This window comes from Thalassobius vesicularis, from assembly GCF_004799325.1.
Lineage (GTDB): Bacteria > Pseudomonadota > Alphaproteobacteria > Rhodobacterales > Rhodobacteraceae > Thalassobius > Thalassobius vesicularis.
In genome coordinates, this window is sequence record NZ_SSMD01000003.1 from 19,468 (window position 1) to 33,561 (window position 14,094).

At 66.1% G+C, this 14,094-nt stretch carries 17 protein-coding genes; all 17 read left to right on the plus strand.

Annotated features, from left to right (window positions below; translation table 11 throughout):
- The first annotated feature begins 246 nt into the window (after positions 1-246).
- Positions 247-588 (plus strand): hypothetical protein, encoded by a 342-nt coding sequence (locus E7681_RS06595; RefSeq protein WP_136338494.1) that lies wholly within the window; start codon positions 247-249, stop codon positions 586-588.
- Positions 524-1,864, plus strand: coding sequence for a DNA-packaging protein (locus E7681_RS06600; RefSeq protein WP_136338916.1), 1,341 nt, complete (start codon positions 524-526; stop codon positions 1,862-1,864). Before E7681_RS06595 ends, E7681_RS06600 begins: the two co-directional genes overlap by 65 nt.
- A 78-nt stretch (positions 1,865-1,942) precedes the next feature.
- Positions 1,943-3,130, plus strand: coding sequence for a phage portal protein (locus tag E7681_RS06605; protein WP_136338495.1), 1,188 nt, complete (start codon positions 1,943-1,945; stop codon positions 3,128-3,130).
- A complete protein-coding gene (locus E7681_RS06610; RefSeq protein WP_136338496.1) occupies positions 3,120-3,347 on the plus strand; it encodes a GTA head formation protein, RCAP_rcc01685 family in 228 nt (75 codons plus the stop codon). Before E7681_RS06605 ends, E7681_RS06610 begins: the two co-directional genes overlap by 11 nt.
- Positions 3,348-3,361: 14 nt before the next feature.
- Positions 3,362-3,910: an HK97 family phage prohead protease gene (locus E7681_RS06615; RefSeq protein WP_136338497.1), complete on the plus strand. Its 549-nt coding sequence runs from the start codon at positions 3,362-3,364 to the stop codon at positions 3,908-3,910.
- A 23-nt stretch (positions 3,911-3,933) separates the two neighbouring features.
- The gene (locus E7681_RS06620; protein ID WP_136338498.1) at positions 3,934-5,112 is read left to right on the plus strand and encodes a phage major capsid protein; all 1,179 of its coding nucleotides are present in this window, start codon (positions 3,934-3,936) and stop codon (positions 5,110-5,112) included.
- Between the two features lie 149 nt (positions 5,113-5,261).
- Positions 5,262-5,864 carry a head-tail connector protein gene (locus tag E7681_RS06625; RefSeq protein ID WP_136338499.1) on the plus strand — a complete coding sequence of 201 codons (603 nt, stop codon included), beginning with the start codon at positions 5,262-5,264 and terminating at the stop codon, positions 5,862-5,864.
- Positions 5,861-6,199 carry a head-tail adaptor protein gene (locus tag E7681_RS06630; RefSeq protein ID WP_136338500.1) on the plus strand — a complete coding sequence of 113 codons (339 nt, stop codon included), beginning with the start codon at positions 5,861-5,863 and terminating at the stop codon, positions 6,197-6,199. The genes E7681_RS06625 and E7681_RS06630 overlap by 4 nt, the downstream gene beginning before the upstream one ends.
- A complete protein-coding gene (locus tag E7681_RS06635) occupies positions 6,196-6,624 on the plus strand; it encodes a DUF3168 domain-containing protein (protein WP_136338501.1) in 429 nt (142 codons plus the stop codon). Before E7681_RS06630 ends, E7681_RS06635 begins: the two co-directional genes overlap by 4 nt.
- Before the next feature lie 3 nt (positions 6,625-6,627).
- Positions 6,628-7,044 (plus strand): phage major tail protein, TP901-1 family, encoded by a 417-nt coding sequence (locus tag E7681_RS06640; RefSeq protein WP_136338502.1) that lies wholly within the window; start codon positions 6,628-6,630, stop codon positions 7,042-7,044.
- Complete coding sequence (locus tag E7681_RS06645) at positions 7,044-7,376, plus strand: gene transfer agent family protein (protein ID WP_136338503.1); 333 nt, start codon at positions 7,044-7,046, stop codon at positions 7,374-7,376. The genes E7681_RS06640 and E7681_RS06645 overlap by 1 nt, the downstream gene beginning before the upstream one ends.
- Entirely contained in the window at positions 7,363-7,572 is a 210-nt protein-coding gene (locus E7681_RS06650) for a rcc01693 family protein (RefSeq protein ID WP_136338504.1), read from the plus strand. Before E7681_RS06645 ends, E7681_RS06650 begins: the two co-directional genes overlap by 14 nt.
- The gene (locus tag E7681_RS06655) at positions 7,559-8,218 is read left to right on the plus strand and encodes a phage tail tape measure protein (RefSeq protein WP_136338505.1); all 660 of its coding nucleotides are present in this window, start codon (positions 7,559-7,561) and stop codon (positions 8,216-8,218) included. Before E7681_RS06650 ends, E7681_RS06655 begins: the two co-directional genes overlap by 14 nt.
- Positions 8,219-8,230: 12 nt before the next feature.
- Positions 8,231-8,863 carry a DUF2460 domain-containing protein gene (locus E7681_RS06660; protein WP_136338506.1) on the plus strand — a complete coding sequence of 211 codons (633 nt, stop codon included), beginning with the start codon at positions 8,231-8,233 and terminating at the stop codon, positions 8,861-8,863.
- 2 nt (positions 8,864-8,865) lie between these two features.
- Positions 8,866-9,738, plus strand: coding sequence for a DUF2163 domain-containing protein (locus E7681_RS06665; RefSeq protein WP_425471378.1), 873 nt, complete (start codon positions 8,866-8,868; stop codon positions 9,736-9,738).
- Entirely contained in the window at positions 9,735-10,169 is a 435-nt protein-coding gene (locus E7681_RS06670) for an NlpC/P60 family protein (RefSeq protein WP_136338508.1), read from the plus strand. Before E7681_RS06665 ends, E7681_RS06670 begins: the two co-directional genes overlap by 4 nt.
- Positions 10,169-14,062 (plus strand): baseplate multidomain protein megatron, encoded by a 3,894-nt coding sequence (locus tag E7681_RS06675; protein ID WP_136338509.1) that lies wholly within the window; start codon positions 10,169-10,171, stop codon positions 14,060-14,062. The genes E7681_RS06670 and E7681_RS06675 overlap by 1 nt, the downstream gene beginning before the upstream one ends.
- The last annotated feature ends 32 nt before the right edge of the window (positions 14,063-14,094 follow it).

A 14,094-nucleotide genomic window follows, 5' to 3' on the forward strand; every position in this document is an offset into this window, starting at 1 on the left:
GCATTGCCCCCCGCGGCCCCACGGGGCCTTCCCCCCAGGATATTTGGGAAAAGAAGAAGGGGTTTTAGGAATTTGTTAATGATTGCGGGCGGTTAGGCGGATAGCGGGCTTGACTCGGCGCGCGGTCTTTGGTAGAGATTATGGCATGCTAGAAGAAGTGGGCAAGCGGCCCGGGGGTGACCCCGGTGCCGCTTTTTCCGTTTCTCTCGTGCGGAGCAATCCAAGCATGAGGCAGAGCGAGCACCGATGACTTTGATCACGACCGACGACAGCGCCTTTCCGCTGAACGACAGCCTGGAGACCATCAGGGACCAGTTGGAGGAGCTGCGGGCCGATATGGCCACCATGCAGGCAAGACTGAAAGACGGGGATATCGCGGCCGTCAAGGACGGCCAGAAAACCGTAACGGAGATCCGCCACTGGCTGCGGATCGCCATGGAACTGGAGATGGAATTTGCAAAACGACAGCAGAAACACGCCGGACTCGTCCATTCCTACGCCATCGACTTTGACGAGGCCCGGGATCGTATCCGGTGCCGGCTGGATCGCCTCCGCGCCTGCCGACGTGCAGGCGGAATTTCTGGATGATCTGGATGAGGGAGAGCTGCTGGCTCTCCCTTATTTGTTCGAGTTCTGGGCGATGGATCACCAGTTGCCGCCCGCCGGGGACTGGCGGTCCTGGGTGATCATGGGCGGACGTGGTGCGGGCAAGACGCGGGCCGGGGCCGAATGGGTGCGCTCGATGGTCGAGGGGTCGATGCCCAAGGATGCGGGGCGCGCGCGGCGTGTGGCGATCGTGGGCGAGACGCTGGATCAGACGCGCGAGGTGATGATCTTTGGCGAAAGCGGGATTTTGGCGTGCAGCCCGCCGGACCGGCGGCCCGACTGGATCGCGGGGCGGCGGGTGCTGCAATGGCCGAACGGGGCCGAGGCGCATGTCATCTCGGCCCACGACCCCGAGGCGCTGCGCGGGCCGCAATTCGATGCGGCCTGGGTGGATGAGCTGGCGAAATGGCCCAAGGCGCAGGACACCTGGGACATGCTGCAATTCGCGCTGCGGCTGGGGGAGCATCCCCAGGTCTGCGTGACGACCACGCCGCGCAACGTGCCGGTGCTGAAGAAGCTGCTGAAGCTGCCCTCGACCGTGGTGACGCACGCGCCGACCGAGGCGAACCGGGCCAATCTGGCGGACAGTTTCCTGGCCGAGGTGCAGGCGCGCTATGCCGGAACGCGGCTGGGGCGGCAGGAACTGGAGGGCGTGCTGATCGAGGATGCCGAGGGCGCGCTGTGGTCGCATCGTCTGCTGGAGGCGCAGCAGGTGGAGCATGCTCCGCCGCTGGACCGCGTCGTGGTGGCGGTGGACCCGCCGGTGACGGGGAATGCGGGCTCGGACGAGTGCGGGATCATCGTGGTCGGCGTGCGGATGCAGGGGCCCGAGCAGGAGTGGCACGCTTATGTGCTGGCCGATGCCTCGGTGCAGGGGGTCAAACCCGTGGGCTGGGCCAAGGCCGCCGTCAACGCGATGGAGGAATGGGGCGCCGACAAGCTGGTGGCCGAGGTCAACCAGGGTGGCGATCTGGTCGAGGCGGTGCTGCGGCAGGTCGCGCCCAACGTGCCGTTCCAGAAGGTCCATGCCTCGCGCGGGAAGGTGGCGCGGGCGGAGCCTGTGGCGGCGCTGTACGAACAAGGCCGGGTGCATCACGTGCGCGGGCTGGGGCAGCTGGAGGACCAGATGTGCCAGATGTCGGTGCAGGGCTATCAGGGCAAGGGCAGCCCGGACCGCGTGGATGCGCTGGTCTGGGCGCTGCACGAGCTGATCCTGGACAGCCGTGCGCCCGCGCAACCGCAGCTGCGTTCGCTCTAGTTCACTTTTCTTAAACTTTTAGCGTCAGGTTGCATCTCAACGCCGACGGGTGCGGCAGACGGAAACAAGGAGCACGGAATGATCATGGACTTCTTCAGACGGGGCCAGGCAGAGGCAGCGCCCGAGACCAAGGCCAGCGCCACCGGCCCCGTCGTGGCCTTTCAGGGCGCAGGCCGCGTGGCATGGACGCCTCGGGACACGGTCTCGATGACGCGGGCGGGGTTTTCGGGCAACCCGGTGGGCTTTCGCTGCGTGAAGATGATTGCCGAAGCCGCGGCGTCGCTGCCGCTGATCCTGCAGGACCGGGTGCAGCATTTCGACGTGCACCCCGTAAAGGAGCTGGTGCAGCACCCCAACCCGATGCAGGGCCGGGCCGAGCTGTTCGAGGCGCTCTATGCGCAGCTGCTGCTGACCGGGAATGGCTATGTCGAGGCCGTGGGCGGCGAGACGGGCGCGCCGGTGGAGCTGCATGTGCTGCGCTCGGACCGGATGGCGCTGGTGCCGGGGGCGGATGGCTGGCCGGTGGCGTATGACTACAGCGTGAACGGGCGCAAACATCGGTTCGACGTGACCGGGGCAACGCCGCCGATCTGCCATATCCGCAGCTTCCACCCGCAGGACGACCACTATGGGTTCTCGCCCATGCAAGCGGCGGCGCAGGCGGTGGATGTGCATAACTCGGCCTCGCGCTGGTCCAAGGCGCTGCTGGACAACGCGGCGCGGCCCTCGGGTGCGATCGTGTATCGCGGCGCGGACGGGCAGGGTACGCTGGCCCCGGATCAGTACGACCGGCTGGTGAGCGAGATGGAGAGCTATCACCAGGGCGCGCGCAATGCCGGACGGCCGATGCTGCTGGAGGGCGGGCTGGACTGGAAACCGATGGGGTTCAGCCCCTCGGACATGGAGTTCCAGAAGACCAAGGAAAGCGCTGCCCGCGAGATCGCGCTGGCGTTCGGCGTGCCGCCGATGATGCTGGGCCTGCCGGGGGACGCGACCTATGCCAATTACCAGGAGGCGAACCGCGCGTTCTACCGTCTGACGGTGCTGCCGCTGGTCAACAAGGTGACGGCGCGGGTGGCGGAATGGCTGTCGGGCTATGTCGGAGAGCGGCTGGACCTGCGCCCCGATCTGGACCAGGTGCCGGCGCTGTCGGCAGAGCGTGACGCGCAATGGCGGCGCGTGGCGGATGCGGATTTCCTGACCATGGGCGAAAAGCGCAAGCTGCTGGGCCTGCCCGCGCTGGAGGGCGATCAGGATGCGGGATGACCGACCGGGGTTCGAGCCGTTCGACTGTGCTCCGGCGTTGAGGCTGGAAGCGCATGAACGCCTCAGCGCGCTGCATCAGGACAGCCTGAACAAGCGCCTGGAACGGCAAGAAGCGATGATGGAGAAGCTGGAAAAACGCCTGTGGCTGACGGTCTACGGCGTGGTGGGCGTGATCCTGGCGCAGGCGTTCCAATCATTGCTGACGGCGCAACATTAACCTGTGAGGGGATTATGGATACGGGACTGGAACACAAATTCTGCCGCCTGAATGGCGATGAAGTCACGGTCGATGGACTGTCCATCGAGGGCTATGCCAGCCTGTTTGGCCAGACCGACCAGGGCGGCGATATCGTGCAGCAGGGGGCGTATGGAGCCTCGCTTGCGGGGCTGAAACAGGCCGGGCGCAGCGTGAAGATGCTGTGGCAGCACGACCCGGCGCAGCCCATCGGCGTGTGGGACGAGCTGCGCGAAGATGCCAAGGGCCTCTATGTGAAGGGGCGCCTGCTGGAGAGCGTCGAGAAGGGCCGCGAGGCCGCGGCGCTGATCGCTGCCGGCGCCATCGAGGGGCTGTCGATCGGATACCGCACCAAGCGGGCGGTGAAAAACCCGCAAGGCAAGCGGATCCTGACGGAATTGGAGCTTTGGGAGGTGTCGCTGGTGACCTTCCCGATGCTGCCAAGCGCACGGGTTGCGGCCAAGTCCGAGGACTTGGAAGGCGACCTGCTGCGGGACGTGGCGGCGGCCTTTGAAGGCGCGCGCCGGGAACTGGCGCGCGGCTAGCGCCTGACAGAAAGGAAAATGGGATGACCATGACCGAGCAAAAGGCTCGGACCGGAGAAGGTGTGTCTCCGGTTCATGAAGTGAGCTCCGCGATTGCGGGTTTCATGAGCGAGTTCAAAGGCTTTCGGGCCAACATTGATGCAAAACTTCAACAGCAGGAAGAGCGACTGACCATGCTTGATCGTAAATCGTACACCCCGGCGCGTCCGGTTCTGGCAACCTCGGCCGAGATCGAGGCCCCTCACCAGAAGGCGTTCGACGCCTATGTCCGCCACGGCGACGACGACGCGCTGCGCGGCCTGGAGCTGGAAGGCAAGGCCATGTCGACCGCCGTCAATTCCGATGGTGGTTACCTGGTCGATCCGCGCACCTCGGAAACCATCCGTTCGGTGCTGAAATCCAGCGCTTCGATCCGTCAGATCGCCAATGTGGTGAATGTCGAGGCGACGTCCTACGACGTGCTGGTGGACCACACCGATGTCGGCCACGGCTGGGCGAATGAAACCTCGGTTGCGGAAACCGGCACCCCGTCGATCGACCGCATCACCATCCCGCTGCACGAGTTGTCGGCGCTGCCCAAGGCCAGCCAACGTCTGCTGGATGACAGCGCGTTCGACGTCGAGGGCTGGCTGGCGGGCCGTATCGCGGACAAGTTCGCGCGTGCCGAAGCCTCGGCCTTTGTCGGCGGGGATGGCGTGGACAAGCCCAAGGGCTTTCTGACCCATACGGCGGTGGACAATGACGTCTGGGCCTGGGGCAATCTGGGCTATGTGCCCACCGGCACCGATGGCGATTTCGGCTCGGCCGATGCGATTGTCGATCTGGTCTATGCGCTGGGCGCGACGTACCGCGCGAATGGCACTTTCGTGATGAACTCGAAAACCGCGGGCGCCGTGCGCAAGCTGAAGGATGCGGATGGCCGTTTCCTGTGGTCGGACGGTCTGGCCGCTGGCGAACCCGCGCGCCTGATGGGCTATCCGGTACTGATCGCCGAGGACATGCCGGACATTGCCTCGGGCGCCGATGCGATCGCGTTCGGTGACTTCGCTGCGGGCTACACCGTGGCCGAGCGCCCCGACCTGCGCATCCTGCGCGACCCGTTCAGCGCCAAGCCGCACGTCCTGTTCTATGCCACCAAGCGCGTGGGCGGGGATGTCAGCGACTTTGCCGCGATCAAGCTGCTGCGTTTCGCCGTCGCGTAAGCGTTGGTGAAAGGGGGGCGGGCCTGATGGCCCGTCCCACAGGGGCGCGCGCTGAGGATTTTGGCGTTGTCTAGCTGCTCTCTCCGTCCGAGCAACGCTGGAGGCGCGCGCCTGACCCGATGGACGGGGGCAGAATGCGGAGTTTTTCCATGATGTTAGTCGAAGAGACCCAGGTGCCGCTGGCGGCGCTGCCGGTCGCGGATTTCAAGTCTCACCTGCGGCTGGGCAGCGGGTTCGCCGAGGACAGCGTGCAGGACGCCATGTTGGAAAGCTTCCTGCGGGCGGCGATGGCGGCGGTCGAGGCGCGCACCGGCAAGGTGCTGATCGAACGCGAGTTTTCCTGGACCCTGAACGATTGGCGCGATGCCAGCGGGCAGGCCCTGCCGGTGGCCCCGGTCAGCGCGATTGCGCAGGTGGTGCTGACGGACCGCGCAGGGGATGAAACCGTGGTGGATGCGGCGGCCTATGTGCTGCGCCCCGATCCGCAACGGTCGCGGATTTGCCCGGTGTCGGGGCTGTTGCCGACGGTGCCGATGGGTGGCTCGGTCCGGGTGCGGTTTCTGGCGGGGTATGGGCCGGACTGGTCCGACCTGCCGCACGATCTGGCGCAGGCGGTGATGATGCTGGGCGCGCATTACTACGAGTACCGGCACGAGACCGCGCTTTCGGGGCGCTGCATGCCGTTCGGCGTGACCAGCCTGCTGGAGCGCTATCGCACCGTGCGGGTCTTTGCCGGGGGGGCGGGGCAATGAGTGCGCCGCATCTGAACCGTGCGCTGGCGCTGGAGGAGGCCACGCAGGCCCCCGATGGTGCCGGCGGGTTCACCCAGGGGTGGTCCGTTCTGGGGCATCTGTGGGCCGAGGTCTCGTTCCGGTCGGGGCGTGAGGCGGATCTGGGGGGGGCGGCGGGTTCGTTGGCGTCGTACCGGATCACGGTGCGCGGCGCGCCGGTGGGGTCCACGATGCGGCCCCGTCCCGGACAGCGGTTCCGCGAGGGAGAGCGGGTGTTTCGCATCCTCTCGGTCGGGGAGCGTGACGCGGAGGGGCGGTTTCTGACCTGCATCGCAACAGAGGAGGCCGCGGCATGAGCTATGCAATGGCGGCGGCGCTTCAGGGCGCGGTGTATCAGTGCCTGCTGGCGGATGCGGTCGTGACAGCATTGGTCGGTGGGGCGGTTTATGACGCGATCCCCTCGGGCGTGGTGCCGGACACCTATGTCAGCCTGGGGCCGGAGCTGGTGCGTGACCGCTCGGACCAGACCAATGCGGGGGCCGAGCACGAGTTCACCGTAACCGTCTACACCGCGGAGGCGGGGTTCGCGCAGGCCAAGACGCTGGCGGCGGCGATCTGTGACGCGCTGGTGGATGCCAACCTGACGCTGACGCGCGGCCATCTGGTGGCGCTGAATTTCCACAAGGCGCAGGCGCTGCGTGATCAGAAGGGCGCGGGCCGCAGGATCGACCTGAAATTCCGCGCCCGCGTCGAAGATAACGGAGTTTTTCCAAAGGAGTGAGACATGGCTGCTCAGAATGGCAAGGATCTGTTGATCAAGGTGGACCTGACCGGGGACGGTTCGTTCGCCACCATCGCGGGGCTGCGTGCGACGCGCGTCAGCTTCAACGCCGAAAGCGTGGATGTGACCTCGCTGGAGAGCCAAGGGGGCTGGCGCGAGCTGCTGGGCGGCGCGGGCGTGAAATCGGCGGCAATCTCGGGGTCGGGCGTGTTCAAGGATGCGAACACCGATGAGCGGGCGCGCCAGATCTTTTTCGACAGCGAAACCCCGGATTTCCAGGTGATCATCCCCGATTTCGGCGTGGTCGAGGGGGCGTTCCAGATCACCTCGATCGAGTATTCGGGAAGCCATAACGGCGAGGCGACGTATGAGCTGTCGATGGCCTCGGCCGGGGCGCTGACCTTTACGGCGGACGCGTGATGGCAAACCCCTGGGCAGGCGAGGTGGCGCTGGTGATGGATGGCCAGCGCCACATCCTGAAACTGACGCTGGGCGCACTGGCCGAGCTGGAGGTCGCGTTGCAGGCCGACAGCCTGCTGGCGCTGGTCGAGCGGTTCGAAGGGGGGCGGTTTTCCTCGCGCGATGTGCTGCTGCTGTTGGTGGCGGGGCTGCGCGGGGGCGGCTGGAAGGGACAGGCGTCTGATCTGGCGCAGGCCGATATCGCGGGCGGCCCGATGGGCGCGGCGCGTGTGGCGGCCGAGTTGCTGGCGCGGGCTTTCGCCTTGCCGGGGGATGGCGATGGCCAGCTTTGACTGGCCCGCCCTGATGCGCGCGGGAATGCGCGGGCTGGGGCTGAAGCCAGACGAGTTCTGGCGACTGACCCCGGCGGAATTGCAGATCCTGTTGGGCGCGGGCTCGGGCCGGGCGCCTTTGGGGCGGGCACGTCTGGACGAGCTGTTGGCGGCTTACCCGGACCAGATAGGAGACGGAGACAATGGCGGAAATTGACGGGCTGGACGGGTTGCAGGACCAGGTTGACGCTTTGGAGACCTCGCTTGGGTCGGCGACCAGTATGGCAGCGGGGTTCGAGGCCGAGCTGCGCCGGGTGCAGGCGACGATGGGCGCGACGGCTGTAGATGTCAGCGCGCTGGAAAAGGGGCTGAGCCGCGGGCTACGCCGCGCCTTTGACGGCGTGGTGCTGGACGGGATGAAGCTGTCGGATGCGCTGCAGACGGTGGCGCAGTCGATGATCAACACGGTGTACTCGGCGGCGGTGCGCCCGGTGACCGACCATTTCGGCGGTTTGCTGGCGCAGGGCATGGGGAACCTGCTGAGCGGGGTGCTGCCCTTTGCGGATGGCGGCTCGTTCTCTCAGGGGCGGGTGATGCCGTTTGCCAATGGGGGCGTTGTGTCTGGCCCCACGACCTTTCCGATGCGCGGCGCCACCGGGCTGATGGGAGAGGCTGGCCCCGAGGCGATCATGCCGCTGGCGCGTGGCGCTGACGGTAAGCTGGGGGTGCGGATGCAGGGGCAAGGCGCCACGACGGTGGTGATGAACATCACCACGCCCGATGTCGAGGGCTTCCGCCGCTCGCAATCTCAGATCGCCGCGCAGATGGGCCGCGCCCTGGGCCGTGGCCAACGCATTCGCTGATCGGAGGACAAGATGCAGTTTCACGAGGTACGTTTCCCCGCCAACCTGAGCTTTGGTGCCGTCGGCGGGCCGGAACGCAAGACCGAGATCGTTTCTCTGGTTAACGGTCATGAAGAGCGCAACACCCCCTGGGCGCATTCGCGTCGGCATTACGATGCCGGGATGGGGATGCGGTCGTTGGATGACGTGGAAACCCTGATCGGGTTCTTCGAGGCGCGTCAGGGCCAGATGTACGGGTTCCGATGGAAGGACTGGTCGGATTTCAAATCCTGCCTGCCCTCTGGCAAGGTCGCGTTCGACGATCAGGTGATCGCAGAGGGAGACGGGGAGGCCAAAGCGTTCCAGCTGGTGAAGCTCTATCGCTCGGGCACCCATAGCTACGCGCGACCGATCAAGAAACCTGTGCAAGGCACGGTGCGGATCGGTGTGGAAGGCGTCGAGATGCAGGAAGGGGTACACTACAGCGTCGATACGGCGACCGGGATCGTGACCTTCGAGATGGCCCCGAACGAGGGGGACGAGATCACGGCAGGCTTCGAGTTCGACGTGCCGGTGCGGTTTGATACGGATCGCATCCGCTCTTCTGTGGCCAGTTTCCAGGCGGGCGAGGTGCCCGATGTTCCGGTGATCGAGGTGCGCGCATGAGCATGAGCGATGATATGCGCGCGCACCTGTCCGGTGGCATCACGACGCTGTGCCGCTGCTGGGCGCTGACGCGCAAGGACGGGGTGCAGCTGGGCTTTACCGATCACGACGGCGATCTGTCGTTCGAGGGCATCGTGTTTCGCGCCGATACCGGCCTGACTGCGCTTGCATTACAGCAGGGCACCGGCCTGTCGGTGGACAACACCGAGGCAATGGGCGCGCTGTCCGATGCCTCGATCAGCGAGGCAGATATCGCGGTCGGACGCTATGACGGGGCCGAGGTGCGCTGCTGGCTGGTCAACTGGGCGATTGTGGCGATGCGCGTGCTGCAATTTCGCGGCACCATCGGCGAGCTGCGCCGCTCTGGCGGGGCGTTCGAGGCTGAGCTGCTGGGGCTGACGGACTTGCTGAACCGTCCGCAAGGGCGGGTGTTCCAGAAACCGTGCTCGGCGGTGCTGGGGGATGGGTCCTGTCGTATGGATCTGGACGCGCCGGGTTACCGGACCGAGGCCGTGGTGACGCGGGTGGACGGTACTCGGATCGGGCTGGACGGCGTGGCGGGTTTTGACTCCGGATGGTTTCAGCGCGGGGTGCTGGAGGCGCTGGGCGGTGCGGCCGCTGGGCTGCGCGGGGTGATCAAGGCGGACGTTGTGGGTGTGGATGGGCGCGAGATTACACTCTGGTCCGGGCTTGGGGCCGATCTGGCGCTGGGCGATACGGTGCGCCTGACGGCCGGCTGCGACAAGCGGATGGAGACGTGCCGTTTCAAGTTCGACAACCTGCTCAACTTCCAGGGCTTCCCGGACATTCCCGGCAACGACTGGACGGTCGCTGTTCCGGCCTCCGCCACCGCGACGGGGGGTAGCCGCAGATGAGCCGCATCGTACTTGCAGCGCGGAGCTGGATCGGCACGCCCTACCGCCACCAATGCAGCGTCAAGGGCGCGGGCACCGATTGCCTGGGCCTGCTGCGCGGGATCTGGCGCGAGGTGGTCGGGCCCGAACCGGAAACGGTTCCCAACTATTCCCGCGATTGGTCCGAACCGCAGGGCGAAGAGGCGCTTTGGGCCGCAGCCCTGCGCCATCTGAACCCCAAGCCGCTGAGCGACGAGGCCCCCGGCGATGTGCTGTTATTCCGCATGCGTGACCGGGGCGTCGCCAAGCATCTGGGCATCGCTGGCCAGACCGGCGACCGCCCGACATTTATCCACGCGTATTCCGGCCACGCTGTCGTGGAAAGCCCGCTGAGCCAGCCTTGGCACCGGCGCATCGTGGCCCGGTTCGCATTCCCGGAAGGAGAGATTTGATGGCGACGATTTTGCTATCCGCCGCAGGTGCGGCGATTGGGGGCTCTGTTGGCGGCACCGTCATGGGGCTGTCGATGGCGGCGATGGGCCGGTTCGCCGGCGCCACCGTTGGGCGGGTGATCGACCAAAGGTTGTTAGGCGCGGGCTCGGACGTGGTTGAGACCGGGCGGGTGGATCGCTTTCGCCTGAGCAGTTCCGGCGAGGGCGACGCGATTTCCCGTGTCTTTGGGCGGATGCGCGTGGGTGGTCAGGTGATCTGGGCCACCCATTTCGCCGAGCATGTCTCGACCTCGGGCGGCGGCAAGGGGGGTGCCCCCGCGCCGTCGACGCGCGAATTCCGCTATACCGTCAGCCTGGCGATTGCTCTGTGCGAAGGGCAGATCGAAGGTGTTGGCCGGATCTGGGCTGATGGCTCCGAGATTTCTCCGGCCGATCTGACCATGCGCGTCTATCCCGGCGACGACCAGCAACTGCCCGACCCGAAGATGGAGGCGATCGAGGGCGCCGGCGCCGTTCCCGCGTATCGCGGCACCGCCTACGTGGTGTTCGAAGATCTGGACCTGTCGCAATTCGGCAACCGTGTGCCGCAGTTCAGTTTCGAGGTGTTGCGTGCCGATCGTGTCTTTGTGGACACCGATCAGGCCGAACCCGCCCGCGCTGTTCAGGGCGTGGCGCTGATCCCCGGCACGGGGGAATACGCGCTGGCCACGCAGCCTGCCGTCGTCGAATATGCGATGGGCTCCAGCAAGACGGTCAACGCGAATTCGCCCTCGGGCAAGACGGATTTTCTGACCTCTATGGACCAGATGGAGCAAGAGCTGCCAGCCTGCGAGGCGGTCTCGTTGGTGGTCAGCTGGTTTGGCGACGATCTGCGCTGCGGGTCGTGCCAGATCCGCCCGATGGTCGAGCAGTCCGAATTCGACGCCGCCGCCATGCCGTGGCAGGTGTCGGGCCTGACACGCGCGACCGTCGAAGTGGTGCCGCAGCTGGATGATCGCGCAGTCTATGGCGGCACGCCCACTGATCAATCGGTCATCCAGGCCGTGGCCGAGCTTGCCGCGCGGGGCAAGCGGGTGATGTTCTACCCGTTCATCCTGATGGACCAGCTAGAGGGCAACGCCTTGCCCGATCCCTACGGCGCAGATGAACAGGCCGCATTGCCCTGGCGCGGACGGATCACCGCCGAGGTCGCGCCGGGTCTGGACGGCTCGCCCGATGGGACGTCAGCGGCGGATGCTCAGGTGGCGGCGTTCTTCGGCACGGCCTCGGCCAGCGATTTCACGGTTGCCGAGGGCGCGGTCAGCTATTCAGGCCCCGACGAGTGGTCCTATCGCCGCTTTATCCTGCACAACGCGGCGCTGTGCGCTGCTGCGGGTGGCGTTTCGGCGTTCTGCATCGGTTCGGAAATGCGCGGGCTGACGCAACTGCGCGGGGTCGCCGGGTTTCCGGCGGTTCAGGCCCTGCGCGGTCTTGCGGCCGAGGTGCGTCAGCTGCTGGGGGCGGGGGTCAAGCTGGGCTATGCCGCCGACTGGTCTGAATATTTCGGCTATCACCCGCAGGATGGTTCGGGCGACGTGTATTTCCACCTCGATCCGCTTTGGGCGGACGAGCAGATCGATTTCATCGGTATCGACAATTACATGCCGCTGACCGATTGGCGCGACGGGGATGACCACCTGGATGCGGGCTGGGGCACGATCTACGATCTGGACTACCTGCGCGCAGGGGTCGAGGGCGGTGAGGGGTACGACTGGTACTATCACTCGGCCCAGGCCGAGGCGGCGCAAATCCGCACGCCGATCACGGATGCGCAAGAGCCGTGGATCTGGCGCTACAAGGACATTCGCAACTGGTGGCAGAACGATCACCACGAGCGGATTTCTGGTGTCCGTCAGGAAGCGCCGACCGATTGGGTGCCGCAGTCGAAACCCGTCTGGTTCACCGAGCTGGGATGTGCAGCCATCGACAAGGGCAGCAACCAGCCGAACAGGTTCTTGGACCCGAAATCCTCGGAATCCGGCCTGCCGCGCCATTCGTCGGGCCGGCGGGATGAGTACATGCAGATGCAATATCTGCGCGCGGTGTTGGGCTATTGGGGCGATCCGGCGAACAACCCGGTTTCTGTCGAGTATCAGGGCCCCATGCTGGACATGGCCAACGCCTATGTCTGGGCGTGGGATGCCCGGCCGTACCCGCATTTCCCCGCCAACACCGCACTCTGGAGCGACGGTGCGAACTATGCCCGCGGTCATTGGCTGAACGGGCGCGGGGCGGCGCGCTCGCTGGCCTCGGTCGTGCGCGAGATTTGCGAGGACGCGGATGTCAGCGCCCTCGATACGTCCCGGCTGCATGGGCTTGTGCGCGGCTACCTGGCCGACAGCACCGACAGCGCGCGGGCCCTTTTGCAGCCGCTGATGCTGTGCCACGGCTTTGATGCAGTCGAACGCGACGGGGTGCTGGTTTTCCGCAATCGGGATGGCCGGGCTGATGCGGTGCTAGAGCCGCTGACGCTGGCGGTTTCTGGCGACACCCCACACGGGGTCGAGCACGCGCGCACTGCCGAAAGCGATCTGCACGGCCGGGTTCGTCTGCGCTTCGTCGCGGCGGGCGGAGATTTCGAAGCTGCTGCTGAAGAGGCGGTTCTGCCGGATCAGGCCGATCATTCCGTCTCGCAGTCGGAAATGCCGATCCTGATGACCCGTTCCGAAGGGCGGCAGGCGGTGGAGCGTTGGCTGAGCGAGGCGCGCATCGGGCGTGACAGCGTCAAGCTGGCGCTGGCGCCGTCGCAATCCTGGCTGGGCGCTGGGGATGTGGTCGCGCTTGGCAAGGCGCTTTACCGTCTGGACCGCGTTGAAACCGGCGCGCTGCTGCAAGCCGAAGGTGTGCGGGTCGACGCTGAAACCTATCGCCCGACCGATCTGGACGACGAACCTGCCTCAGTCCCGGGGTTCGCGGCCCCGACCTCCGTGTTCCCGCTGTTCCTCGACCTGCCGCTGCTGAGCGGTGATGAAACGCCTCATGCGCCGCACGTCGCGGCTACGGCGAACCCTTGGCCCGGCACCGTTTCGGTGTTCAGTGCGACGCAGGACAGCGACTATGCCCTGCTGCAAACGTTGGGTGCGCCGGCGGTCATGGGGCAGCTTGTGGCGCCGCTGATGGCTGCTCCGTCCGGGCGGTTTGATCGGCACGGTGTCATTCAGGTGCGCCTTGCCCGCGGAACGCTGAGCGGGCGCAGCGAAATCGCGCTGTTGAACGGGGCCAATGTGGCCGCGATCGGTGACGGAACCCCCGAGAATTGGGAGCTGGTCCAGTTCCGCGATGCGCAACTGGTGGCTCAGGACACCTGGCATCTGTCGATGCTTTTGCGTGGGCAAGCCGGGTCCGATGGGCTGATCCCGGTTACGTGGCCCGAGGGCAGCTATTTCGTCTTGCTGGATGGCGCCGCAAAGCAGTTGGACCTGCCGTCCTCGATCCGCACGGTGGCGCAGCACTACCGGATCGGGCCATCGCTGCGCGCCTATGACGATCCCTCGTACAAGCACGAGGTGCACGCGTTTTCCGGCGTCGGTCTGAAACCCTATGCGCCGGCGCATCTGTCCAAACGGGAGTACGGAGGTGACATGGTCATCAGCTGGATCCGCCGTACACGGATCGACGGTGACAGCTGGGATGCCCCCGAAGTGCCCCTTGGCGAAGAGGCCGAGGCCTATCTGCTGCGCGTCATGCAGGGCAATCAGGTCATTCGCGAGGAAACCCTGACGGTGCCGAACTGGACTTATTCTGCCGCTCAGCAAGCGAATGACGGCCTGTCTGGCGCCTATGAAATCGCCGTGGCGCAGGTCTCGGCGCGGTATGGGCCGGGGCATTTTGCACGGCTGTCCGTCTCTGCCTGATCTCGAATGGCCCGCCTCGTGCGGGTCATTCC